This window comes from Pseudomonas sp. WPR_5_2 (assembly GCF_003634475.1).
Lineage (GTDB): Bacteria > Pseudomonadota > Gammaproteobacteria > Pseudomonadales > Pseudomonadaceae > Aquipseudomonas > Aquipseudomonas izuensis.
On the sequence record NZ_RBLA01000001.1, the window covers coordinates 1,521,316 to 1,544,665 of the forward strand.

Below are 23,350 nucleotides of genomic sequence, written 5' to 3' on the forward strand. Positions count from 1 at the left end.
GTGCTAGCCGTTTGCCCGATTGTGGGTGCCTTTCTCCCCACTTTCCCCACCCTGTCCTGCTGCCCCCATCCACCCCCAAACCTGGGGAAAGAGGCCCATTAGTACTAGTGGGGGAAGCGGCTCCCTTTGCCTGGTGAACGCCTGTATACCGGGCCTCTCACGGCCAATTTTGCTTATTGGCATGGGAGTTGCCGAAGTCCTGCCAACTGACCCATATCCAAGGGGCAGGTACTTTGATAGAGGGATTACTCATGCACCCTTTACTGTCCAAGACCGCGACCGTCCTGGTCGTGACCGCTCTGGCCCAAGGCGTTGCGCAGGCTGCACTGTTTGCTGTAGACAAGGGACCCTACCTGCCAACCACTGGTAACTTCGCTTCCTGGTATCAGGACACCCATGGTCGAACCCTCGACCTGTGCCTGTCCAAGGCTGTCAGTTCCAGGGTTCCAAGCGCTCCGGGCGCTCCAACCTACATGTGCAATTTGCTGCCAAACCCCGGCATTTTCGATGACACCCAACCCGTCGTTTTCCCGGGCAATTTTCCCGATGAAGCGTTCTGGTTCTCCGGCGACGGATCCATCGTCGACGCCGCCCGAGGTATCGACCTGACCTATGTCAGCGCCCTCGAGGCCGCCTTCAGCGGAGGCGACCCGCTCGAAGGCGACCAGATCAGTTTCGCCCGTATCCGTATTCGGGTCGACGTGCCCACCGCCGGCACCTACACCATCACCCACCCCTACGGCGTCGACATATTCGACGTTCCCGCCGGAGGGAAGCGCGCGATCAACATGACCCGGGACATCGGCATCGGCGCGCCGAAAACCTACGACGGCGCGCTAAAGGGTGACGTCGGTCCCTTCCTGCGCAGCCTCAGCGGCCCTTACACCGAGACCAACCCGGTCACCGGTCAGGCCGAGCAATTCGTTGGCGACCCGAACCTTTCAGAAGCCTTTACCGGCAGCCCGTTCAACACCAACTACATCCGCATCGAAGGGCCTAACGGGCTGGACTTGCGCACGACGGTGATGGCCATTTCCGGCAAGTTGTCGACGGTGGTGCGCCCCACGCCGATGATCACCGAGCGCAGCACTTACTCGCGCAAGGCAGGCACAAGTGCGCCGGTGGCCCAGCAGGACGTGTTCGTCATGGCCCCGCCACTGCCAGCCACCGTGACGCTGGACAGCAACAACCCTGCGCTGAGCCTGACCGAAGCTGACAGCACAGGCCACTGGTACGCCCAGTCGGCAACCAACCCGACGTTACCGAGCACCCTGCAGGTGACCGCCGACAACCACCTGGCCATCCCCAGCAGTACGCCGACAACGTTGCCTTCGCCGTTGACCGACCTGGTGGTGATCTCACGTGCCGAGTACAGCCTGAGCTCCGGAAAAATCACCGTTGAGGCTTCGACCAGCGATGAAACATCGCCACCGGTACTCACCGCCACCACCGGCTCGGGTGCCCTGATCGGCGCCCTCAGCGGCGGCGCGGTGCAGACCTTGTCCACCGGAATTTCACCGATTCCTCCGGCCAAGGTCCAGGTGACGTCATCCAATGGCGGCAGCGATACCGAAGAAGTGGTCATCGTGCAATGAACACTCACATGACCAGATCCTCATCAGGAGGCATCATGAATAAATTGCCACGCCTGGCGCTCAACGCCCTGGGACTGACTCTATCGCTGTCCGGCAGTGCTTTCGCGCAATTGGCTGCCGTCGACCCCGGCCCCTATACCTTTGCTACGGGTAAATTCCCGATCTGGTATCAGGACAAAAATCAGCTGTCGATGGAACTGTGCCAGTCCCGGGCCACCAGCTCGCGAGTGGGAGCCACCACACCACCGGCCTACATGTGCACCCTGCTGCCGACCCCGGGCATTTTCGACGACACCCTGCCGATGGTGTTCCCGGATAACTGGCCAGACGAAGCTTTCTGGTTCCTTGCCGAAACCAACATCCCCAACAACGCCGCCGGTTATGGAATGGACGCCTACGTGGCCGGTATTGAAGCGGCATTCGCCGGTGGCAATCCGCTCGATGGCGATCAAATCAGTTTTGCGCGGATTCGCATGCGGATTAACGTGCCCGTCGCCGGGACCTACACCATCACCCACCCCTATGGCGTGGAGACGGTGAACGTCACGACACCCGGTCGTCGCGCCATCAACATCACCCGGGACATCGGCATCGGTGCGCAGGGGAATTTCAGCGGGGCATTGAACGGTGCCATCGGGCCATTCCTGCGCAGCATCAGGGGCCCCTACACCGAAATGAACCCGGACACCGGCGCTATCGAAACCTTTGTCGGCGACCCGAACCTCACCGAACAGGTCTCCGGCAGCCCCAATAACACCAACTTTGTGCGCATCCAGGGTCCGGCCGGGACCATCGAGACCAACCTGTTCACCGTGGCAGGTAAAGTCCTCGACAGCCGTGCGCAAACACAGGTGGACCTCAGCCGTGCAACCTACCGGCGTACTGCCTCGGGTACCGGTACCGGCGTCAGTACCCAGGTCGAAGTCTTCGGCAAAGCGAGCAACAGCTCGAAGTTGTGCTTCCGTGAAACCGTCGCCCTGGTACCCGCCACACCGCCTACGCCATGCCTGATCAACATGCGGGGTGATAACAACGGCCTGTTTTTTGAGCAGCATCAGATCGATGGCCCCGTGCCTGCGGTGGTGGTGCTCACCGCCACCAATCCGGCCGGAACCACCCGCCCGACCTCTGTATCGAGCAAACTCACCGACCTGGTGAAAGTCCAGACCGCTCGCTACAACTGGAGCAATCACAGCCTGCTGATCGAAGCCACGTCCACCGATGAAGTGGTCGTGCCAGACATGGTTGCCCAGGGTTACGGACGCCTGACAAAAGCCGGGACACTGCAAAGCCTGACCGTCTCCGATCTGAAGCAGCCTCCGGCCAGTGTCACCGTCAAGTCCGCGGCGGGCGGCAGTGATACCGAGACGGTCGTAGTGGTTGGGTCTGCGCCGGATACCGGTGAGAACCAGGCGCCGATCGCCCGTGCCGACTCCGCCAGTACCAGCATCGGGGTGCCGATCATCCTCAACCTGCTGGCCAACGACACCGATCCGGACGGCAACACGCCACTGACCATCACCGCGTTGACTCCAGCGATCGGCGGGGGCACCGTGGCGCTGAATGGTACGTCAGCGGTCGTCTACACCCCACCAACGACGGGCAACGGTCCGTTGACCGTGACTTTCACCTACAAGGCTCAAGACGCCAAGGGCCTGGCCTCGACCACCCCGGCGACGGTGACCATCACCGTGGCGGGTAACAAGGCTCCGACGGCGGTGGCTGACAGCGTCACGACCCTGGGTGTGGCCATTCCAATCAGTGTGCTGGCCAACGACACCGATCCGGAAGGCAACTTGCCGCTGACGGTCAGCAGCTTCACACCGCCAACTCGCGGCACTGTCACCCTTAGCCCTGATAACACCGTCCTGACCTACACCCCACCGGCTTCGGTCACCACGGCCTTCACCACGACCTTCACCTACTTCGCCCGGGACAGCCTCGGTGCTGTGTCGGTGTCGCCGGCCACGGTCACGGTGCAAGTCTCGCCGAAGCCAGCCGCGGAAACCTTCGCGGTGACCACGGCCACGGTGTCGGCCCGCTCCAACAACCGCTTCACCTGGGACTTTGCGGGCACCTCGTCGGTGACCACCGGCAACACCATCACCATCCAGGTCACCACCCCGACCGGGCTGCAAACCCTGGGCACTACCACAGTGCCGGTGACCGGTCGCTGGAGGTTCACGGCGAACAACCTCACCACGGTGGTTCCATCGACTAACCCGACCGCCACCATCACCTCGTCCCAAGGCACCGTGCGCACAGTGCAAGTGATCTCGAACTGAGCCCTCGCCCCATTCACTCGGTGAGTGAATGGGGCGAGCCTCTCGTGAAAAGGAAGACACCATGAAAACGCCGACCACCGCCCTGCTCTGCCTGCTCCTGCTTTGCAGCAGCACAGGCGTGCGTGCCGACGACTTGATGGAAAACGATGACCTGGCGCCTGCCGCCGACCTGGGCGAGCTGCCACCACCGGTGGGCCAGCATGCACTGATCGACCAGAACGGCCTGGCCAACATCGCGCTGTTGCAACAGAACGGCCAATCGCTGCTCGGCGAGATCGTGCAGTCCGGCAGCAATCAGGAAGCCTACATCCTGCAACAAGGCAGCGACCTGATGGCCTTGATCAACCAGCAAGGTTCCGGCAATGCCGCGTCCATCACCCAGACCGGCAGCCACAACCGCGCGCAGATATCCCAGAACGGCAACAACAACGACGCCAACATCGTCCAGGCCGGCACGGGGCAGCAAAGTGCTGTGACCCAGGCAGGAAATGGAATGAGCGTATCGGTCACTCAATTTCGCTAAAGCACTGCACCCTTTGGAGGTTCCATCATGTTCAAACTTGCGCCCCTTACCGCCGCCATGCTGGTCATTGTCAGCGCCCAGGCGATGGCCGACGACAGCGTGTCCAGCCAAAACCAGAGCGGTGACGCCAACATTGCCGATGTGAAGCAAAACGCGGCACCGTTCAGTACCATCACCCAACTGCAACTGGGCCAGGGCAACAACGCAGCAGCCGTGCAAGACACGGCCACCACCACCATTACCCAGACCCAGACCGGCGACTACAACGCCGGCTACGCCGAGCAGCTGTACGAAGACGGCAGCACCATCACCCAGGACCAGGTCGGCAGCTACAACACCAGCCATGCCAGCCAGTCGATCGGTGTGGGTGCCAGCGAAGCCTTGCAACAACAGCAAGGCAGCGGCAACTTCTCGTTCGTCTATCAGGACAGCCAGGACGGCACTTCCGGCAGGACTTACCAGTACGGTGACGGCAACGAAGCCAACATCGAACAGATCCAGCTCGGCACGGCCAATAACGCGGTGATCATCCAGTACGGCACCACCAACTACGCCACCGCCGAACAAATCGGCCAGATGGCCGGCCAGATCGACATCAACCAGGCCGGCACCAGCAACTATGCCTACGGCGACCAGCGCTACAGTGAAGGCGGCACCCAGGCCATCAACCAATATGGCGACGGCAACGGCTCCGAAGTCTGGCAAGACACCCAACTCACCAGCCAGGTCACCATCAACCAGTACGGCAACACCAACGAAACCATCGTCGACCAGAGCTTCGGTGAAAACAACGTGGCCAATGTGCTGCAAGTCGGCGACCTCAACGCCATCTACGCCGACCAGTTCGAATCCCTCAATTCCCTCGTCACGCTCTATCAACAGGGCAACGGCAACGTGCACTTCACCTACCAGAGCGGCGACAGCCAGGTCATCAACGCCACCTCGGTGGGTAACGACAACAAGGTCTACGCCAGCAACTGGAAAGGCCCGCAACTGGGCGGTCAATTCGGCTACAACCAGCTCGCCACCGTCAAACAGAACGGCGACGGCAACGTCGCCAGCTTCAAACAGGATGGCGTCGGCCAAGTCATGACCACCAACCAGACTGGCTACGGCAACAAAACCACGATCAGCCAGGCCGATTCCTATAACGAGCTGTACTTCGACCAAAACGGCACCGACAACATCCTGATCGCCGACCAGCGCGGCACCACCAACCTGGCACAGGGCACCACCAACGGCACAGGCAACAGTACCGAGTTCAACCAGGAAGGCACCGGCAACCAGGCGTACACCACGCAGCTGTGGGGCGACGACAACATGATCACCGTCAAGCAGGCTGACACCATGAACGTGGCCTACGTCACCCAGGGCGGCACCGGCAACATCGCCAATGTGGACCAGAGCGGCATGACCCAGACCGCCACCATTCAACAGACCGGCAACTACAACCAGGCAACCGTGATGCAACAATAATTGTGTGGCATGAAAAAAACCGCGGCTCTTGGGGGAGGGTCGCGGTTTTTTTATGGCTGTACATATAGCTCTTTGTAGGAGCTGCCGAAGGCTGCTCCTACAGGTCAACCTTGTGGATCGAGGTTATCCAAAGCCCGATTCACCGCCAGATCCGCCAGCATGATCACCTGCTGGATACCCAGCAATGTGCTGCGCTGCGGGCCGTCCAGAAAGGTGGCCAGATCGCTGGTCATGACACTGGCGGAGGCCAGGGATTCGCAGGCGTGGGCGAGCAGGTCTTCGGTGCGGATGTTTGGGGCGATATGAAAGAGGGTGCTGGGGTTGTGGGGGGTGGGGGTTTCGGTTGGGGATTCGGGGGGATTGGGGGTGGGCTTGGGCATGGTGAAGCTCCTTGATCATCAGTGGAGCCGCCAAACATCGCTGCTAAACGAAGAGGTGGCGACTGTACGCGGGTTAGCAGACCAGGGATCAAGGAACCCGGCGCACCGAAGTGCCCCACGCACAGTCACCATAACGGGGTGACACTGGCGCGCCTTGATAGTTACCGAGCTGCTAAACCCGATCGCTGAATTGACAGCGACACGGAAACGATAGAGACCAAGGTCAAGGCAAACAAGCCGGCGGATTCTGGCGTAGTTGTAGGCAGCGACGCAAGGCGATGTAGCCTTGCTCCGAGTCCTAAGAAATTTCCTGCAACCACAAACCCCCGTGGCGAGCGAGCTTGCTCGCGCTGGGGCGCGAAGCGGCCCCGAAATCAGGCGATACGGTTTGACCAGACACACCGCGTTCAATGGATTTACGACTGATGCGCAGCCGAACGGGAGCGAGCAGGCTCGCTCACATGGGGATCAGGTGAAGCCGCGAATGTCAGGTCGGCTCGTAGGCCGCCTTCGCTGGCAAGCCAGCTCCTACAGTTTGGTCCGGAGTACATCCACAAAAACCAGGTCGGCTGTCAGGCCGCCTCGTTTTGGCTTTTGATCTTCTTGCACCCTCGAGAGGCCGAGTGCAGGTTCTGCGCAGTGGGCAACCCGGCATGGATGCCGGGTTAGCCGCGCCCGGCCAGGGATGGCCGATCGCGGCGGGCCCACGGAGCAGGACCGGAGCGAGGGAATGCCGAGCCTGGGCGAGGCACCGAACGAAAGGGGCAAGAGCCCTTGGTTACTTGGGGCTTTTCCAAGTGACCCGCTGTAAGAGCGGAACCATAGGTGGCCGTTGCCGCAGGAATGGATATGTATGCGGTCACCAACATTCAGGTCGGCTCGCAGGCCGTCTTCGCTGCGATGCGGCGACCCGACAAGCCAGCTCCCACAGGGGATGGGTGCGCCCGCAAAAGTCAGGTCAGCTCGTAGGCCGTCTTCGCTGGCAAGCCAGCTCCTACAGTTGAACCGGGTACATCCGTGAAAGTCAGGTCGGCTTGTAGGCCCCCTTCGCTGGCAAGCCAGCTCCTACAAGTTGAACCGGGTACATCCGTGAAAGTCAGGTTGGCTCGCAGGCCGTCTTCGCTGCGATGCGGCGACCCGACAAGCCAGCTCCTACAGAAGCGGACCGTGCGCAGCAACAAGAACCAGGTCGACCCGAAGGCCGCCTCGTTCACTGATCTTCACCCTCAGGCGTCACCTTGTTCTGCGTCAGGTAACGATCCAGCGTCGCATCAGCCACGGGCGTGTTATCCCCGGCCACCTGCCACAAATGCCGCTCGATCCCCTGCGCCAGCATATGCCCCACCGCCGCCTCGATCGCCGACAGCACACACAACTGCGCCGGTTCGTTGGTGGTGTAGCCGGCCTCGGCTTCCAGCAGCTTCTTGAACTCGATGAATTTGAACACCCCGGCACTGCGGGCCACGGAGTAGATGGTCTTGCTGGTCATCACGTTGGCCAGTACCTGCCCGCTGCGCACATCAACCGCCCGCAGGTTGACCGTGACCTGGTCCACCCGATATTCACGAGAGATGTCGATGCCCAGGTAGCGTGCCCCTTCCCCGCCGCTCTTGACGTTGGTGTCGTAGGCGATGATCCCGCCCTCGAGCATCATGTTCGCCGCTTGCAGCGGTGGCAGTTCAGCCTGGATGTTCACCGGGGTGTTCGGCTTCTTTTGCGAGGCGCGGATGATCTTGCGTTCGGTCAGCAGGTTCTGCAGCCCCTCGCGCTCCAGCACCACGAACCAGCCGCTGGCCTGCAAGGCGTCCATCAACATGCTCGCCGCGCCCTGGGTGACGCTGGTGGAAAACGAACTGGCCGGGGTCGGCTTGTACTGTCCGGTCTGGTCACGGAAGCCGTACACCACGGCCATCAACCGGCCCTTGGGCCGTGGCATGTTGATCAGGTCATAGTAGGTCGAGGCCCTGGGGGTCAGGGTCGGGATTTTCGGGTCTTGCTCGGCCGGCAATGGCTCGTGCAGTGCACACCCTTGTAATGCCGCCAACATCAGCCCTAGCGCTATTATTTTTTTCATGTCCTTAACTCCCCGTCCCAAATCCCTATTAATTCAGGCCATTGACCTTGATTTCCGAAAGCTCGCCTGTCGCCCGGTCAGTCACTTCAATCGTCAACTGCCCTGAGTCGTCGACGACGTTGACGATAAATGCGTCCGTGGACAGGCTTCCGGTGTTGCCGGTAGAAATGTTGTCCATCAATTGCCCCAGCAACCGCGATTGCAACTGCGCGGTGAAGCGGTCCAGGGCCGAAGTCCCGGCCGCCGAGGTGCGGTTTTTCAAATCCGGGTCGTCGAAGTCGTTTTGCGCCTGGGCGTTGTTGAGCAGCCAGGTGCCGTTCAACGGGTTGCCGCCGAACGAGGGGTTGATGGGCGTGTAGACCAGTTCCGTGGCCTGGACCAGTGCACAGCTTCCAAGCCCCAGCAAGCACCAGCTCGCATGCTGCAAAAACGTTTTCGTTTTCATAGTTCGTCCCTCTCAAGGTCCGTGGTGTCCTGTAACAAGGTCTCCAGCTTGCGCTGGGTAATCTGCCCGCGTACCCAGTCGGCGGCGTTATAGGCGTCGTCCTTGAGGTCCACGGTGTTCGGCGGCAGGAAGCGCCGATAAACCAAGTGTTGTTGATACTCCACGGTCACCAGGCTGCCCCAGCGAGCCGAAGGTCGTTCGCGTACCACCAGGTTGAAATCCATCGGGCTGGTGGCGCGCAGGCGTTCACTGAATGAGTAATAAAAGTCATGGCCGATATGCGAGATCGTGTCGTCGATGATGAAACCCAGCATCTCGTCCTCCTCGCCCGCAGAGGCCATGCCGGTGCTCAACACCAGGATCAGCGCCACACAGAAGCGGTTCATGGCTGCAACGCCTGAGGTGCCGTGGACTGAGCTTTCACCGGCCCCGACGCGCCGTCGGTAAAGGCCTTCTCGGCGACGAACTGCCAGTCCTTGTAGCTGGCCATGCCGTTGAAGTCAGACCACTGGGTGGGAAAATTCGTCTGTTTCAGCGGCTTGTCCGTGGACGCACTGCTGATACCGGTGATGCGTCCGTCGAAGCCGCGCATCAGGAACCATTCGCCATTGCCCATCGGGTCTGGATAGAGCTGGCGGATATGGTGCCTGGCGCTGGGAAACCGCTCGTCCTGCAACAGGTCGGCGAGGTCTTTCGGGTACTGGGCCAGGCCTGGCGAACTGCGGTAGTAGCTGCGCAGTGCCTGGGCGTACTGGGTGCCGACCCACAGCAACTGGCGTTCGCGGTCACGCCGTGCGGCGGTCGCCCACAATTCGCCGGCACTGGCCAGGGCCATGCCCATCATCATGATCAGGAACAGCACACCCAGGTAGGTGAAACCGTCCTCTGCAGCAGGCCTACCACTCGGAATAAAGGCTGCCATCACGCGCCCTCCCTGTGGCACCACTCTTGATATCGGCCACCCCACCGGCCACGCCGTCAGGCGGCGCCACCATGACCCAGGTGTCCTTGCGCTCGGCGATCGGGTCCATCGGCGAGTTGCGCAGGTAACGCAGCTCGACCAGTTGGTCGAGGGAGTCGGGGTAGCGCCCGGTGTCGCCGTAGTAGTGGTCCAGCGCTTCGCGCATCGCCGACAGGCTCTGGCGCAAGGTGGTCTCTTTCGAGGCCTCCAGGCTGTTGAAATAACGTGGCAAGGCGATGGTCATCAGGGTCGCGATGATTGCCATGACCACCATCAGTTCCAGCAGGGTAAAACCCTTTTCCCGACGCATATGCTCACCACTCCCGGTAGGCGATGCCGTTGAGGCCCTTGCCACGGGCCTTGGAGTAGACGTCAAAGACGTCCTGGCCATCCCGTGGGTTCTCAGCCGAACTGTCATAAGCACGCAAGCCCCAGCCACCTTCGTCGTCACGCTTGACCGCCGCCAGCGGGTCGTGGGGAATGCGTCGCAGGAAGTAGAACTTCGCACCCTTGGCACTGCGTACATCACGCACGCCATCGACCAGCACTTTCAGGTTGGGCGGGTAGCCGTTGCTGTCGAGCGTCTTCTCGATGTAGCCCGCATCGAAGGCCCGTTTGTAGGCGTCGATGGCATCGCGGATCTGGTACAGCGCGGTGCGCAGATCCTGCTCTTTGCCCCGGCGCACCACGGTCTCGGTCAGCGGCGCGGCCATGCCGGCCAACAGGCCGATCAGGGCCAGCGTCACCACGACTTCGATCAAGGTAAAACCGCGTTGCGAGGCGTTCATGATCAAGGCTTCCCGACGCTGACTTGCACGTTGGTTGCGGTGACTGGCCGACCGATAGGCTCAGCCTGCACCGAAGGCTTAGCCTGTACCAAAGACTTAGCCTGTACCGAAGACAGAGGTTGTTCCGGAGACTCAGGTTGGGTCGGCGTTTCCAGCCGGCGGTCCGGCGCCTGAATGTGCATGCTGGTTTCGGTGCCGGTGGGGAATTCCATGTCCGACGGGCTCTGGTACGGCAGGTTGCGCACGATCCGTGGCGTGATCGACAGCACCAGTTCGGATTTGCTGACGTCATCCTTGTTGCTGCCGAACAGGCGACCCAGGCCGGGAATGTCGCCCAGGCCAGGAATCTTGTTGCCGGTGGCGCCATGGTCGTTACGCATCAGCCCGGCCAGGATCTGGGTTTCGCCATCATGCAAACGCAGGGTGGTCTGGGCGTTGCGGGTGTCGACCTGAACCGGAATCGTGCCTTGGCGCGTCGGTTCCAGCGGCGTGGCGTTACTGACCTCCAGGGCGACCTTGATCGCCACTTCATTGTTCAGGTGCACGGTTGGCTGCACCTCCAGTTTCAGACCGACATCGAGGTATGTCACGCTTTCGGTGATCACCGGTCCCTGGGTCGACGGCACCGAGGTGGCGCTGATGATCGGCACGCGCTGACCGATGTGGATACGCGCCTGTTCGCGGTTGCTCACCCGGATCACCGGGCTGGCCAGGGTGTTGATGTCCTTGTCCTGGGCATTGATCTTGGCCTGTGGCGACGGCGAGATGGTGATCCGGCTTGAGTTGATGCCCTTGAGCTGATCGAGAATGCTCACCGCCGAACCGTCGCTGTTGACCACGCCAAAGGTGTTCGGCCATTGCAGGCCCAGGTCGAGAATGCGCTGGGTGGCGACCTCCATCACTTCCACTTCCAGCACCACTTCCGGGTTGGACTGGTCTTGCGATTGCAGGAGTTTTTCGGCCATGCGCACCGCGTCGCCGGTGTCGCGCATGGTCAGGGTGTTAAGGCGTTCATCGACGAACACATCGCGGGTCTTGAGCATGGTCTTGACCATGTTCAGCGCGGTGTTGGCATCGATGCTGGTCAGGTAGAAGGTGCGCATCACCAGCTCCTGATAGTCCTTGAGTTTCTGTGGCGTGTCCGGGTAGATCAGCAGGGTGTTTTCGTTCACCACTTTCTGATGCAGCTGGTTCTGTTGCAGCAGCAGTTCCACGGCGTCTTCGATGCGCACGTCACGCACGAAGATGGTGGCTTTCATGTCCGGGCGCAGGTCCTTGTCGAAGATGAAGTTCAACCCGGCGACCTGGGACAGCACTTCGAAGATGGTCTTGAGGTTGGCGTCGCGAAACTCCAGGGTGACCGGTTTGTCCAGGCGGGTGCGCAGTTGTGGATAAGGCACCACGTTGCGGCTCTGCACCAGGCGGATGTCACCTTGCAACGCCAGGGCGCCTTCATTGTTCGGGTCCAGTTCGAGGATCTGTTTGACCTGACGATCGGCGCCGTAGATGTCGCCACGACGCAGGTCGCCACGGGCCAGTTCGAGTTTTTCATCCAGGTTGCGCATGTGCTCGAGCTGGCGCAGCGCGTCCTGGGCCCGGCGGTTGTTCGGTTCGATGGTCAACACCCGGCCGTACGCCATGCGGGCCGAAGCGAAATCGCGCTGGGCACGGTCCATGTCGCCCTGGGTCAACAGCGTGGTCACCGCACGGGCACGGTTACTGTTCAGTGCCAGGTGCAACTCAGTATCTCGAGGGTTTTGCCGCAACCCCTCCTCGATCCGCGCCAGACCGGCTTCGTACTGACCCGACTCCATCAGTTCCGACGCTTCATCCCTGGCAACCTGCGAAGAACTGCACGCGACCAGCCCGGCACACAGACCAATGCTCAACAGCAAACGGGATTTGTTCATTGCTCGCTCCCCACAGACAGAGTCTGGGACAAATGCAGAGGCAAATAGACGAGGCTCAGTTCCAGATCGGAAATCCCCTCGATCTTCCATGTTTCGTCGATCACATCCCCTTTGCGCACGACGTAGATTTTCTCGCCGTTCTGCAAAAACACTTGCAGGTCGGTGCGGTCATCCATCTTGCCAATGAACTGGAAAGGCATTGGCGGTGCAGTGGGGACCTGCACCACGGGAGCTACGTTGACAGCTTGTTCGGTGACGCTGGCCAGGGTCGGTGCGGCCTTCCAGCTGCGGGCGGCGAACAGGTCGCCGGCCGGGCTCAAATCCTTGATTTGCGCTGCCGCCTCGGCGGCCTTGGCGGCCGGCAATGCACCACGGACCTTGTCTTTGGCAGGCGTGGCCACCGCGGCCACGTCGACCCCGGTGTCATCGGCCTGTTTGAAATATTCGGGCAACCAGGTCAGCGCCGCGGCCACACCGAGGAACGCCACCCATCCCACTGCGCGTTTGTTGTTCATCATGACCTCGACAGGTAAAGGGTCATGCGGATCCGCCCGTTCAGGTCGGTGTCGGCGATCTTCTTGCGCTGAAACTCCACGTCCTCCACCACCACTGCCGGCAACTGGCGGAGCAAGGCGTGCAGGAAGCGCCGCAGTTGCGGGTAGCTGCCCCGCACCGGCAGCAGAATCTGATAACGGGCCAGGTGGGTCTTGGGATCGACCCCCAGCGAGTACTCGCCACGTGCCAGGGTGATGTGCTCCAGGGCGGCCAATGCGTAGATCTTGTCGATGGCCACTGTCGCCTGGGGCTGCGACGGCAACTTGCTGCGGAAATCATCGAGCTGACGTTGCGGCACCACCGGGGCGGCCACCGTGCCGTCCTCAACCTTGGCCAGGTACTCGCTGGCTTCGCGGGTCTGCTGGCTCAGGTTCTGCAACGATTGCCAGTCCGGCAACAGCCCGGCCAGGCCCCAGGTCAACGCCAGCATCAGCAGGGCCAGCCCCGCCAGGCCAGGCACGCCCAGGCGTTGCAGGTACTCGTGGACGATCAATCTAGGGATTTGCATCGCCAATCTCCCAGGTAGCCGACAAGTTGAACCGGACAGGTTGCTCCGGCACGTTGGCAACGATTTCGTGGCTCAGCAGCGACACGTCGGACAACTCGTCAGTGGCTTCGAGGCGCTGGTGAAAATCGAGCATGGCCTCCAGGTCCCGCGCCTCGGCGCTGATCCGCACCTGGCCCTTGCGGGCGTCCGGGGTCAGGGTCAGCAAGGCGATGTTCTCGCGGGGCATGGCTTCGAGGGTGGCGAACAGCCGCTCCCAGGGCCGGCGCAATTGCTGCGACACCTTGCGCATCTCGGCCAGGTTCTGCGCCTGCTCGCGGGTTTCCGCCGGGGTCAGGCTGACCTTGGTGCCGGTGTCACCGGTGAGGACGCGCTGGGTGGTTTGCAGATGACCTTGCTGTTGCTCGGCCTCCACACTGAGGTGTTGCTGGATCACCACGCAGGTCAGCGCCAGCACCACGCCACCGGCCAACAGGCTCCAGCCCAGCGGGGTCGAGCGGTGACGAGGTTGAAAGTCGAGCATCAAGGCGCGCATGTCAGGCCACCGCCCGGGACATGACGTACAGGCAATCGCGTACGTCTGTCCGGTCCTCTTCCAGGGTTCGCAGGTGCACACCGGGTACATCAGGGTGCGAGTCGATGCGCGCCGGGGCGTGCAGGTAAACGTTCAGCGGCCGTTCGCTGGTGGAGGCCTGCAATTGGCTTTCGCGACCGATCAGCGCGGTCAGCGCGGCATCGCTGTCGCTGCTGCCCACCGAGCGCACCGCCGTCCAGCGCCCTTCACGGGCCAGCAGCAACACGCTGCGCACCGGCTCGGCAACCACGAACAGGAAGTCCCCGGCGTCGAAGCTCCTGTCGAAATGATTGAACGCCGCCATCAGGTACGGCTGCACCGAACGCAGGCGCAGGCCCCGACCGCTGACCAGGGTGCGCAGGCGCTCCAGCAGGTCTTGCGGCAGCGCCGTGGCGATCCGGTCGTAGCCGGCGGGTTCAGCCGAGAGCACCAGGCTCCAGGGTTGGCTCGGGGCGCCGTAGAGGTCTTCGAAGCACAGCTGGGCAAAACCGAGCAGTTCGTCAGGGCTGCCGATCTGGTCGCTCCAGGGCACCAGGCAGAAACGGCTGAAGTGGCCAGAGATCACCACGGTCAGTTCCGAACCGGCGCGGGCATGTTCGCCGAGCAGGCGGTCGAGGGTTTCCAGGGCGACGGTCCAGGCAAGGAAACCTTCATCGATGAAGCCGACGCTGCCCAGCCACAGGGTTTGACTGCCCTGGCGCTGGCCGAGGCCGACACCACTGGCGCCGAGGACGGCGACATAACGCTCACGAGATAAAAGTGACACGATTGATCTCCTCGAGAGTGGTCCGGCCTTGTTGCACCAGTTCCAGCGCGGATTCGCGCAGCAGGCGCAAGCCACGCTTGCAGGCGTGGGCCTTGATTTTCGAAATGGGTTGGCGCTCGACGATCATTTGCCGCAGTTCATCGTCCAGGTGCAGCAACTCGGCAATCGCGCTGCGTCCCCGGTAGCCGGTACCCCGGCAATGGCCGCAACCCTTGCCATGGACGAAGCGGTAATGCGCGACCTGTTGCGGATCGAGCCCCGAGGCTTCCAGCTCCTCTTCGCCAGGGGTGTAGGGGGCGCTGCAACTGGCGCAGACCAGTCGAATCAGACGCTGGGCCAGCACGGCATTGAGCGCGGAGACCAGGCTGTAGGGGTCGATTTCCATCTGGGTGAAGCGGCCGATCACATCGAACACGTTGTTGGCGTGGATGGTGGTGAACACCAGGTGGCCGGTGAGTGCCGATTGCACGGCGATTTGCGCGGTATCGGGGTCACGGATTTCACCGACCATGATCTTGTCCGGGTCGTGACGCAGGATCGAACGCAGGCCGCGGGCGAACGTCAGGCCTTTCTTCTCGTTGACGGGAATTTGCAGCACGCCCGGCAACTGATATTCCACCGGGTCTTCAATGGTGATGATCTTGTCCACGCCGTGGTTGATCTCGGTGATCATCGCGTACAGCGTGGTGGTCTTGCCGCTGCCGGTGGGGCCGGTGACCAGCACCATGCCGTAGGGTTCGGCGGCCAGGCGGCGCAGTTGGCGCAGGGTTTCCTCTTCAAAGCCCAGGGCCTGTAACTGCACGCCGCAAACCTTGTCGGCCAGGTCCTGTTTGTCGAGCACCCGCAGCACCGCATCTTCGCCAAAAATGCTCGGCATGATCGACACCCGGAAGTCGATCTGCCGACCGCTGATGCCGATCTTGAAGCGGCCATCCTGGGGCACGCGTTTTTCGCCGATGTCCAGTTCGGCCATGACCTTGACCCGGGAAATCACCTGCTCGGCGAACTCGCTGCCCTGGATCTTGCTGATGTTGTTCAGCACGCCATCGATGCGGTACTTGATCACCAGGCCGCTGCCGGTGGTGCCCAGGTGAATATCGCTGGCATGCATTTTCAGGGCGTCGTAGAGGGTCGAGTTGACCAGCTTGACCACCACGCTGGAGTCTTCGCTGATGCTGGTCAGGGACAGGCTTTGCAGGGTATCGATCTCAGTACTGCCGTCGGCCTGGGCGTTGAGCGACTCCACGGCGTGGAAGCTCTCTTCGTGGCGCGCCAGGTAGGCTTTCAGGTCGTCGGCGTGCACCAGGTAAAGCGGTGCGCCGTGCAGGCAATCGTCGATCCAGGCCAGGCGGGCAGTGTCGAAGGGGTCGGCAAATACGCCAATCACCTCATCGTTGTGCCGCAGCAGGGTGAATTCGCGCTTGAGGCATTGGGCCAGGGTGACCCGGTCGAACACCGGGGTGGCTTGAAACAGGCTGTCGGTGTCGAGCACCGGATAATGCAGGGTAGTGCCGAGGCACTGGATGAAGGGCATGGGGGCCAGATCGCACAGCTCCCCGAGGGCTTGCAGGACTCGCTCGCCGGAACTGGCGGCCAAGGAACGGGCCTGGGCCAATTGCTCACTGGAAAACCGGGTCGGTACACATTCGAGCGGCACTGCATCGACGACAAGGGATAGACGGTCCATGGCTTGCTCTCCAACGCCCGGGGCTTTGAGCCCTGTCGGCGCGGCGAGCAATTGCGGCGGGTGCCGGAACGTCTTGTCGCGCCACTACTCCCCGGTGAGCAATTGTTCGTCGTCTGGCGCCCTGGCGGCCGAATTTTTTCGGCGATCGGCAAGCACCCAACTACCGTCGTACAACTGCAGCGGGAAACTTTCGGTCCTGCTCTGGCGTCGTTCGACGAATCCTTCGGATGTGTTCATGCCTGTCTTGGGTTCGCGCTGCATCCCCAGAAGATCAAGAATTGCACGGGCCAGTTCCGCCAATGGAAACGGTTTGAACAGGATATGGCTGACTCCCAGTTGCCGGGCCCGCTCGCAAACCTCTGCGGTTGGGTGCCCTGTGATCAGCACAAAATGACAGCTCCTGTTCTGGCGGACGGCATCGAGCACCTCAAAGCCTTCTATATCCGGCAAGCGGTAATCGAACACCATCACATCGGGGGCAAATCTTTCGGCTTCATCGATGCCTTCTGCCCCGTTATGAGCAATCCGGACTTCCAGCCCTTGCACCTGCAGATAATCCTGGAGGTTTTTGGCAAGCAGCTGTTCGTCTTCGACAACCAGTATTTTGTTTAACAAGGTGGACTCCTTGAAACCGCAGGGCCGAATACCGAACCTGGCGGAGTGCGCGCCTTACAAGGTCTAACGCACACTTCATGCCAGGCTGAGCGCCGGTCGTTTTATCGCTTCATGTCCTTGAATTTAAAAACAATGCCTTTTCGTCCACGTAACCCACCCCCCAAAAGCGGGGAAAACCGAACGGGTGTGCATTGAACCTTTTCCCCACTGTTGGGGAACCGCTCAATCGTCGTCGATCCGTTCGATCCGATTGCTGGAACGCAGCTGTGCCAGAACCTGCAGACGAGCTTTGACCTGTTTCTGTCGGGCAAGGTAAGCCCGAACCATGTCAAGTCCTTGCTCCTCTGTGACATCCGCTGCCTCCATTCGGTTCTGTAAATAGATCAAGTGCCAGCCAACCGCCGTACGTACCGGTTCACTGACAGCTCCCGGTGCCAGGGCAAAGGCTGCCGCCTCGAACTCGGGCTGCATGCGCCCGCGGGGAAAGTAGCCCAGATCGCCACCCTGGCTGGCCGATGCGTCTTCGGATTCGCTGCGGGCGACACTGGCGAAGTCTGCCCCTTCAGCAATCCTCTTGCGCATTGCCTCCAATCGTAGTCTCGCGGATGTAACAGTGGAAGCATCCGCACCCTGAGGCACCTTGATCAGGATATGCCTGACCTGTATTTCCTCGGGCCGGATCATCTGGGCGCGGTACTCTTCGAAAAAAGCATGGACCTGTTGCTCGTCCGGTTCACTGACCCTGGTCAGTTCGCTGAACATTTTCTGCGCCGCCAGGTCCCGGCGGGTGTACTCGATATAAGCGGCCTCATCGAAACCGGCATCCTCCAGGCGCCGGGCGAACACCTGCGCGCCGCCCATGGCCTGACGCGTCTGGTCCACCTGGCTCTGCACCGTGGCATCACTGATCACCACCCCGCGCCTGACCGCTTCCTGCCAGAGCAATTCCTTGTCGATCAAGGCGTCCAGCGCAGCCTTGCGCAACTGTTTGTACGCGCTGGGACTGCGGATGCTGGCGACCGCCCGGCCCTGATCCTCCAGGTACTCGGCAAAATAGCGCTCCAGGCGCAACTGCGAAATTTCCTCGCCATTGACCCGGGCCGCGACCTGGCCATTGCTGCAAAACGCCGCAGGCACCCACAACGTCAACAGGATCAGCACAGTGTTGAGTTTCATGTTCGGCCTCCGGTCAGGGCATCGCGGCAATGGGTTTGTAAGGGGCAACCAGATAGAAACGCTGGTCGGACAGGTCCACCGTGACCACATGGGCGCCGTTGAGGCCCAGGCGGCGACCCGGTCCGAAACTGATCAGCGGGGTCAGTCCGGTATCGAAGTCATGCAGGCCCTCCAGGGCGCTGACCAGCTTTTCGCGGCTGGCGTCGCGCCCGGCCCTTTTCATGCCTTCGCTGAACAACATCATCGAACTGAACGCGCCGACCTGCAGGACCGCATGCTCGCCACCGAGCTTCTGCTGTTCACGCAATTGGGTCAGGGCCAGCCGCCCGCCCGGCGTCCAGTCGCCGGGCACGAACGGATAGGCCAGGAACACCCGCCGGGAAAAGGCGCTGGGCATCTGCAACAAATCGCCTGCCACCTGATTCGACGCGGCGAACAGGTAGGGCACCTGACCCGCCGTCTGCAAGCGTTCGGCCAGGCGGCTGAACCCGCTGCTGTTGCCCAGATAGAACACCGAGCGCGAGCCCAGCGGCAATTCGTCCGGCGCCGACGGCCAGAGTTGCAGGCGCACTTTCTGCCAGGCGTTGTCTTGCAGGTACTGGGCGAGGTTCTCCGCGGCCTGCCGTTGGCCGGGCTCGTCCGAGTAGGTGATCAGCGTGGGCCCTTGCAACACCCGCAGACTGGTGGCGGCGTAATCGGCCAAGGCAATCATTTGCTCACGCAACCCCGGCAGCGGTTCGAAAATCTGCCGGCTGACCTGGGCCGGGCCTTGCAATGACAGTGGCCCGATCAACGGCACACCGGCCTGTTCCAGGCGCGGTGCCAGTTCCGCCTCGAGGGCCGGTGCCAGCGGAGCGATCAGGGCGAACACCTGTTCCTGTTCGATCAGTTGATTCAACGCCTGCACGGCACTGGCACGATCGGGCCCCGGGTCGAGGATGGTCAGGTGCAACTGCCGGCCATGAATCCCGCCCGCCTTATTGATGCGTGCGATGCAGCCTTTGAGCACCGCCGCCACTGTGGCGCCCTCCTCGCTCAACGCGCCCGTGGCCGGCAGCAAGGTGCCCAGGTGCAGGCTGTCGGGGCTCAGGCCCGGATCGCGGTCCTCGGCCAGACGCTTGAGGTAGGCCGTGAGGTTGCGCTGATCGTTCATCGACAGCACAAACCGCGGCATCGCCGGGTCGAGACGATTGTTGCCGGGGTCGCGCCCCTCCTGCACCGCCCTGGCCAATGTGCTTTCGGTATACGCCGGATACTTGCGCCCATTGATCTGCTGCTGGCCATAGGTGCTGGTGAGCCGCGACCAGGTCAATTCCGGCGGCCGCACCCCGCCCTCGGGACGCCCCAGGCCATCGATGCCATGGCAATTGGCACACGGCAGGCTGGTCGCCGGCAGCACCATGTCCGCCGCCCCGACCCGGGCCATGATCGGCTCACCGCTGGCCGACACACCCTCGCGGTACAGCCGTTTGCCGGCGCTTTCGCCGGGAGACAGCGGTAGCGCCCGGGCGGTCAGGCTCACGCTTGCGAGGAGGAGCAGGCCGAGGATGAGGGCGTTTTTCATGACGCGCACTCAGCGACCGGCCACAGGCATTGTCAGCAACTGCAAGCGCTGGGCAATGGCGGCGGCCGGGGCATCGGGGCGGATTTTACTCCAGCGCTTGTTGGCCACGTCGCCAACGATCAACTGCGTGGAGTGCTGCTCGGGGGTCGGCACGATCTGGCCGATACGGCCCAGGACCAGATCCATTTGCGCCTTGTCGCCGGTAAGAAAAAGCCAGTGGGGGCCATCGACGCCCTGCTTCAAGGTGTAAGCCTTGAGTACCGCTGGAGTATCCCGCAGCGGATCACTGGTAAGGGAGATAAAGGTGACGCCATCCGCCTTGTCGCCCAGCACTTCACGCACTTGCTTGAGTTTCTGGGTGATCAACGGGCAGGCATCGTTGCAACTGGTGTAAATCACATTGAGCAGCACCACGCGGTTCTGTAGTGCGTCGCTGTAGAAGCGCAGGGTATTGCCGTTCTGGTCCTGCAACGGGGTGTCGGTGAACCAGGTTTTGGCATCGTGGGTACCGCTGGCCGGTTGTTGTACAGACGCCGCAGGCATCCCGGACGCCGCCGGCGCTTCAGCGGCAGCCGGCACCGTTTGCCCATGCCCTTCATGGGAAAACGCCAGGAAGCTGATCACGCAGAAGCACATGGTCAGGAGGATCAAGGCGAGCGCTTTCATGGCTGATGCTCCATGGCAATGGCAGTGTGTTTGGCGTGGGCGTTGCGCTCGCCGCTGAGTTTCTCCACTTCACGGCTGAGCACGGCCGGGTCGGTGAAACCGTAGTAACGCGTCCAGTGGCGGCTGTTGCCGTCACCCACCAGGATCAAGGGTTGATGGTTTTTGAAATCGCCGCTGAAGCTGCCCAGGCCCTTGAGGGTTTCGTTGACCGACTGCGGGGAGCCGGTGAGCCAGCTCCAGCCCGGACCGTTCTGGAAGGTACGCGCGTAATCGTTCAGGCGTTTGGCGTCGTCGCGCTGCGGGTCGATGCTGATCGACACCAGCTGCACTTCAGTACCGACCCGTGCCCCCAGCTGCTTTTGCACCTTGCCCATGATCGACGACACCACCGGGCAGACCGTGGTGCAACTGGTGTAGATGAAGCTCATGACCACGATCTTGTTTTGCACCAGGTCCTTTTCCAGGCGCACGGTCTTGCCGTTCTGGTCCACCAGTGCCACGTCGGCGAACTTGACCTGGGCAGTCTCCGAACTGGTGCTTTTCGCCGCTCGGGTGTGGCCGGCGTGCTCATCTGCCGAGTGAGCCAGGGCCTGGCCGACACCAACGGCCAGCAGGCAGAGCGTCAGCAGTCCACGATGTGCAAATCGGTTCATGTCGATGTCCTCTCAATGAGTTTCGCCGGGCAACACCCGAACGCTGGCAAACGTCTGGTCGTCGAAGGTCGCGCCCAGGGATGCCGCACGCACGTGCAGATACCAGGCGCCTGTCTGGTCGAGGGTGACCGGGGCTTCATAAACCCCGTTGCCGACATCCCGTGCCGCCACCCGTTGAGACCGTGAACTCGGCGCCAGGAAGTAGCGCACCTGCACGTCCTTGACGCCGCTGAGTCGGGCCTTTTGCTTGCCCTGGACGATGCGCAAGCGCACCACGTACGGGCTACCCAGCGCGACGGTGGAGTGGTCGAGCATGAACTCCACTTTCGGCACACCGGCGTGTTGCACGGTGTTCTTGCTCGCTTCGACCACGGTGCTGAAGCAATGGATGATGTTCGGTTGATTGAGCAGGAACGCCACGTCGAAACGCCCTGCCGGCGGCAGTTTGATCCGTGCGCTGTACAGGCCCGGCTCGACCTCGCGCAGGCTGCGGTCGATGACCAGCGCCGCCCGCGCCACTTGCCCGCGATTGGGATAGCCGGACATCGGTGCGTTCATGCCTTCGGCATAGAAGTAGGTGGTGTTGTCCACCGGGTTGACCACGAACACCGCATTGTCGTCCCGTGACACCGCCAGGCTCGACGCCAGCGGCAAGTCGCCGGCCAGGCGTGGTGGCTGGGTACCCGCCTCGAATCCCTGGCTGATCGGCTGGCGGCCTTCCCCCAGCGACGACAGGTTGATCATGGTCACCTTGGACGACGCCAGGCCACGAACATAGGCATAGGCCTTGGTGAACACCACTTGATAGGGTTCGGCGGACACGTCCAGTTCATGGATCAGCGAATCGGTGGCGGCGTCTATCACCGAGGCCCGGTTTTCCAGGGTGTTGAGCACGATGCCGAAACGGCCGTCGGCGCTGAAGCCCATCGGGCCCAGCCCCTGTTTCATCTTGATCACCCGCCGCACCGACTGGCTCGCGGCATCGACCACGGTGACGGTGCCGTCCTTGCCGTCGGCCACGTACACGGCGCCTGATAGCGGCGAGTACACCACCGACAGCGGGTGCGAGCCGGTCTTGAGTTGTTTGATCAGGGTCAGGCTGGCGATATCGATGATGCTCAGGGTGCCATCGTCGCGGTTGCTGACAAAGGCAAAACGGCTGTCCTTGCTGAAGGCGATTTCGTGGTGCCCGCCGCCCGTGGCCAGGTGCTTGAGGGTTTTCAGGCTGGTGGTGTCGATCACGGTGACCCCGGACTGCTCCGCGGCCTTGGCATTGTTGCCGACCCACAGCAAGCGTTCGTCCGGTTGCAAGGCCACCCGCACCGGGTTGCTGCCGGCCGCCACCGAGTCCAGCTGTTTGAATTGTTCGCTGTCGATCACCGCGACTTCGCCTGCCGCCGGCATCGACACAAAGACCCGCTTGTTGTCCCGCGGCGTCACCCAGTCCATCGGCGGTTGCTTGAGGTCGATCCGGGTCAGGGTGCTGGTGATCCCGCCCACCGACACCGAGGGATCGACCACCGAGACGCTGGCATCGCGGTTCATCACCAGCAGGAAGTAGCTGTTGAGGTCGAGCAGCGGGCGCGCGCCGATACTCGATTTAAGGAACACGCCGACCCGGGATTTGCAGCTCTGTTCGCGCCCCTGGGCCTGGTCGGCGGCCACGGTTTCCGGGTCGAGCCAGGCACCCGGGGCAACGCCTGCCAGCGGTTGGCCTGAAGCCTTGTCAGTGACACGGAACCGCACATCGGCGAATTCGCCTTCACGCAGCACGCCATCTTCGGCCAGTGCCCGCATGTCGAGCACCACGGACACGCCATCACGTTCCAGGGTCTGGCCGGTCCAGGTGTCGGGCAGCGTCACCTCGCTGAGCATGACCGGGGGCGACGTGCGCGATACCCCCAGCCAGATCAGCGCCACCCCGATAACCAGGGCACAACTGGCGAATGTGATGGTCCTGTTCATGCCACTTCTCCCCTTTACCAGATCTGTGCCTGCCTCAAAACCGTGGTGCTCCCATCGCGGGCAAGCCTTGCTCCCACAACCGCACGGCCAATCTCGACCCTGTGGGAGCAAAGCTTGCTCGCGATGGCGTCAGCAGCCACACCGCAAAACCAAGGCGCTCCCATCGCGGGCAAGCCTTGCTCCCACG

General features: G+C 62.1%; 23 protein-coding genes. 4 read left to right on the forward strand and 19 right to left on the reverse strand.

What is annotated here, in order from left to right:
* Positions 1-251: 251 nt before the first annotated feature.
* The 4 genes from BJ917_RS06725 (at position 252) to BJ917_RS06740 (ending at position 5,879) form a co-directional block, all read left to right on the forward strand.
* Positions 252-1,595 (forward strand): hypothetical protein, encoded by a 1,344-nt coding sequence (locus BJ917_RS06725; protein ID WP_096512392.1) that lies wholly within the window; start codon positions 252-254, stop codon positions 1,593-1,595.
* Between the two features lie 35 nt (positions 1,596-1,630).
* Positions 1,631-3,880, forward strand: a complete 2,250-nt coding sequence (locus BJ917_RS06730; protein WP_121102723.1) for an Ig-like domain-containing protein — start codon at positions 1,631-1,633, stop codon at positions 3,878-3,880.
* Between the two features lie 61 nt (positions 3,881-3,941).
* Entirely contained in the window at positions 3,942-4,403 is a 462-nt protein-coding gene (locus BJ917_RS06735) for a curlin (protein ID WP_096512394.1), read from the forward strand.
* Between the two features lie 27 nt (positions 4,404-4,430).
* Positions 4,431-5,879, forward strand: coding sequence for a curlin (locus BJ917_RS06740; RefSeq protein ID WP_121102725.1), 1,449 nt, complete (start codon positions 4,431-4,433; stop codon positions 5,877-5,879).
* Positions 5,880-5,983: 104 nt separating this feature from the next.
* Here the strand turns inward: BJ917_RS06740 and BJ917_RS06745 are convergent, their stop codons facing one another.
* The 19 genes from BJ917_RS06745 to BJ917_RS06835 all read right to left on the reverse strand — a co-directional run bounded on the left by BJ917_RS06745 (position 5,984) and on the right by BJ917_RS06835 (position 23,163).
* Positions 5,984-6,259, reverse strand: a complete 276-nt coding sequence (locus BJ917_RS06745) for a DUF6124 family protein (RefSeq protein ID WP_121102727.1) — start codon at positions 6,257-6,259, stop codon at positions 5,984-5,986.
* 1,210 nt (positions 6,260-7,469) lie between these two features.
* Positions 7,470-8,333 (reverse strand): CsgG/HfaB family protein, encoded by an 864-nt coding sequence (locus tag BJ917_RS06750; protein ID WP_096512397.1) that lies wholly within the window; start codon positions 8,331-8,333, stop codon positions 7,470-7,472.
* 28 nt (positions 8,334-8,361) lie between these two features.
* A complete protein-coding gene (locus BJ917_RS06755; protein WP_121102729.1) occupies positions 8,362-8,778 on the reverse strand; it encodes a curli assembly protein CsgF in 417 nt (138 codons plus the stop codon).
* A complete protein-coding gene (csgE, locus tag BJ917_RS06760; RefSeq protein ID WP_121102731.1) occupies positions 8,775-9,164 on the reverse strand; it encodes a curli production assembly/transport protein CsgE in 390 nt (129 codons plus the stop codon). Before csgE ends, BJ917_RS06755 begins: the two co-directional genes overlap by 4 nt.
* On the reverse strand, positions 9,161-9,700 hold the full coding sequence (locus tag BJ917_RS06765) for a type II secretion system protein (RefSeq protein ID WP_096512400.1): 540 nt from the start codon (positions 9,698-9,700) through the stop codon (positions 9,161-9,163). Before BJ917_RS06765 ends, csgE begins: the two co-directional genes overlap by 4 nt.
* Positions 9,675-10,049 (reverse strand): type II secretion system protein, encoded by a 375-nt coding sequence (locus tag BJ917_RS06770; protein ID WP_096512401.1) that lies wholly within the window; start codon positions 10,047-10,049, stop codon positions 9,675-9,677. The genes BJ917_RS06765 and BJ917_RS06770 overlap by 26 nt, the downstream gene beginning before the upstream one ends.
* Before the next feature lie 4 nt (positions 10,050-10,053).
* Positions 10,054-10,527: a type II secretion system protein gene (locus BJ917_RS06775; protein ID WP_096512402.1), complete on the reverse strand. Its 474-nt coding sequence runs from the start codon at positions 10,525-10,527 to the stop codon at positions 10,054-10,056.
* Between the two features lie 2 nt (positions 10,528-10,529).
* Entirely contained in the window at positions 10,530-12,437 is a 1,908-nt protein-coding gene (locus BJ917_RS06780) for a secretin N-terminal domain-containing protein (protein WP_121102734.1), read from the reverse strand.
* Positions 12,434-12,952, reverse strand: a complete 519-nt coding sequence (locus tag BJ917_RS06785; protein ID WP_096512404.1) for a hypothetical protein — start codon at positions 12,950-12,952, stop codon at positions 12,434-12,436. The genes BJ917_RS06780 and BJ917_RS06785 overlap by 4 nt, the downstream gene beginning before the upstream one ends.
* A complete protein-coding gene (locus BJ917_RS06790; protein WP_096512405.1) occupies positions 12,952-13,500 on the reverse strand; it encodes a GspMb/PilO family protein in 549 nt (182 codons plus the stop codon). The genes BJ917_RS06785 and BJ917_RS06790 overlap by 1 nt, the downstream gene beginning before the upstream one ends.
* Positions 13,487-14,032: a pilus assembly protein gene (locus BJ917_RS06795; protein WP_096512406.1), complete on the reverse strand. Its 546-nt coding sequence runs from the start codon at positions 14,030-14,032 to the stop codon at positions 13,487-13,489. Before BJ917_RS06795 ends, BJ917_RS06790 begins: the two co-directional genes overlap by 14 nt.
* A 1-nt stretch (position 14,033) precedes the next feature.
* A complete protein-coding gene (locus BJ917_RS06800; protein WP_121102736.1) occupies positions 14,034-14,837 on the reverse strand; it encodes a hypothetical protein in 804 nt (267 codons plus the stop codon).
* Positions 14,818-16,524: a GspE/PulE family protein gene (locus BJ917_RS06805; protein WP_121102738.1), complete on the reverse strand. Its 1,707-nt coding sequence runs from the start codon at positions 16,522-16,524 to the stop codon at positions 14,818-14,820. The genes BJ917_RS06800 and BJ917_RS06805 overlap by 20 nt, the downstream gene beginning before the upstream one ends.
* A gap of 84 nt (positions 16,525-16,608) precedes the next feature.
* A complete protein-coding gene (locus tag BJ917_RS06810; RefSeq protein ID WP_096512409.1) occupies positions 16,609-17,139 on the reverse strand; it encodes a response regulator in 531 nt (176 codons plus the stop codon).
* Between the two features lie 222 nt (positions 17,140-17,361).
* Positions 17,362-18,315: a peptidylprolyl isomerase gene (locus BJ917_RS06815; protein ID WP_096512410.1), complete on the reverse strand. Its 954-nt coding sequence runs from the start codon at positions 18,313-18,315 to the stop codon at positions 17,362-17,364.
* Between the two features lie 13 nt (positions 18,316-18,328).
* Positions 18,329-19,879 (reverse strand): ABC transporter substrate-binding protein, encoded by a 1,551-nt coding sequence (locus tag BJ917_RS06820; RefSeq protein ID WP_096512411.1) that lies wholly within the window; start codon positions 19,877-19,879, stop codon positions 18,329-18,331.
* A 9-nt stretch (positions 19,880-19,888) separates the two neighbouring features.
* The gene (locus tag BJ917_RS06825; RefSeq protein ID WP_096512412.1) at positions 19,889-20,545 is read right to left on the reverse strand and encodes an SCO family protein; all 657 of its coding nucleotides are present in this window, start codon (positions 20,543-20,545) and stop codon (positions 19,889-19,891) included.
* On the reverse strand, positions 20,542-21,198 hold the full coding sequence (locus BJ917_RS06830) for an SCO family protein (RefSeq protein WP_121102740.1): 657 nt from the start codon (positions 21,196-21,198) through the stop codon (positions 20,542-20,544). Before BJ917_RS06830 ends, BJ917_RS06825 begins: the two co-directional genes overlap by 4 nt.
* A gap of 12 nt (positions 21,199-21,210) precedes the next feature.
* A complete protein-coding gene (locus BJ917_RS06835; protein ID WP_096512414.1) occupies positions 21,211-23,163 on the reverse strand; it encodes a cytochrome D1 domain-containing protein in 1,953 nt (650 codons plus the stop codon).
* Positions 23,164-23,350: the final 187 nt, after the last annotated feature.

Bases quoted from the DNA above. Each gene is read 5' to 3' on its own strand.
- BJ917_RS06725 (WP_096512392.1), top strand. From the start codon at position 252: ATGCACCCTTTACTGTCCAAGACCGCGACCGTCCTGGTCGTGACCGCT.
- BJ917_RS06730 (WP_121102723.1), top strand. From the start codon at position 1,631: ATGAATAAATTGCCACGCCTGGCGCTCAACGCCCTGGGACTGACTCTA.
- BJ917_RS06735 (WP_096512394.1), top strand. From the start codon at position 3,942: ATGAAAACGCCGACCACCGCCCTGCTCTGCCTGCTCCTGCTTTGCAGC.
- BJ917_RS06740 (WP_121102725.1), top strand. From the start codon at position 4,431: ATGTTCAAACTTGCGCCCCTTACCGCCGCCATGCTGGTCATTGTCAGC.
- BJ917_RS06745 (WP_121102727.1), bottom strand. From the start codon at position 6,259: ATGCCCAAGCCCACCCCCAATCCCCCCGAATCCCCAACCGAAACCCCC.
- BJ917_RS06750 (WP_096512397.1), bottom strand. From the start codon at position 8,333: ATGAAAAAAATAATAGCGCTAGGGCTGATGTTGGCGGCATTACAAGGG.
- BJ917_RS06755 (WP_121102729.1), bottom strand. From the start codon at position 8,778: ATGAAAACGAAAACGTTTTTGCAGCATGCGAGCTGGTGCTTGCTGGGG.
- csgE (WP_121102731.1), bottom strand. From the start codon at position 9,164: ATGAACCGCTTCTGTGTGGCGCTGATCCTGGTGTTGAGCACCGGCATG.
- BJ917_RS06765 (WP_096512400.1), bottom strand. From the start codon at position 9,700: ATGGCAGCCTTTATTCCGAGTGGTAGGCCTGCTGCAGAGGACGGTTTC.
- BJ917_RS06770 (WP_096512401.1), bottom strand. From the start codon at position 10,049: ATGCGTCGGGAAAAGGGTTTTACCCTGCTGGAACTGATGGTGGTCATG.
- BJ917_RS06775 (WP_096512402.1), bottom strand. From the start codon at position 10,527: ATGAACGCCTCGCAACGCGGTTTTACCTTGATCGAAGTCGTGGTGACG.
- BJ917_RS06780 (WP_121102734.1), bottom strand. From the start codon at position 12,437: ATGAACAAATCCCGTTTGCTGTTGAGCATTGGTCTGTGTGCCGGGCTG.
- BJ917_RS06785 (WP_096512404.1), bottom strand. From the start codon at position 12,952: ATGAACAACAAACGCGCAGTGGGATGGGTGGCGTTCCTCGGTGTGGCC.
- BJ917_RS06790 (WP_096512405.1), bottom strand. From the start codon at position 13,500: ATGCAAATCCCTAGATTGATCGTCCACGAGTACCTGCAACGCCTGGGC.
- BJ917_RS06795 (WP_096512406.1), bottom strand. From the start codon at position 14,032: ATGCGCGCCTTGATGCTCGACTTTCAACCTCGTCACCGCTCGACCCCG.
- BJ917_RS06805 (WP_121102738.1), bottom strand. From the start codon at position 16,524: ATGGACCGTCTATCCCTTGTCGTCGATGCAGTGCCGCTCGAATGTGTA.
- BJ917_RS06815 (WP_096512410.1), bottom strand. From the start codon at position 18,315: ATGAAACTCAACACTGTGCTGATCCTGTTGACGTTGTGGGTGCCTGCG.
- BJ917_RS06820 (WP_096512411.1), bottom strand. From the start codon at position 19,879: ATGAAAAACGCCCTCATCCTCGGCCTGCTCCTCCTCGCAAGCGTGAGC.
- BJ917_RS06825 (WP_096512412.1), bottom strand. From the start codon at position 20,545: ATGAAAGCGCTCGCCTTGATCCTCCTGACCATGTGCTTCTGCGTGATC.
- BJ917_RS06830 (WP_121102740.1), bottom strand. From the start codon at position 21,198: ATGAACCGATTTGCACATCGTGGACTGCTGACGCTCTGCCTGCTGGCC.
- BJ917_RS06835 (WP_096512414.1), bottom strand. From the start codon at position 23,163: ATGAACAGGACCATCACATTCGCCAGTTGTGCCCTGGTTATCGGGGTG.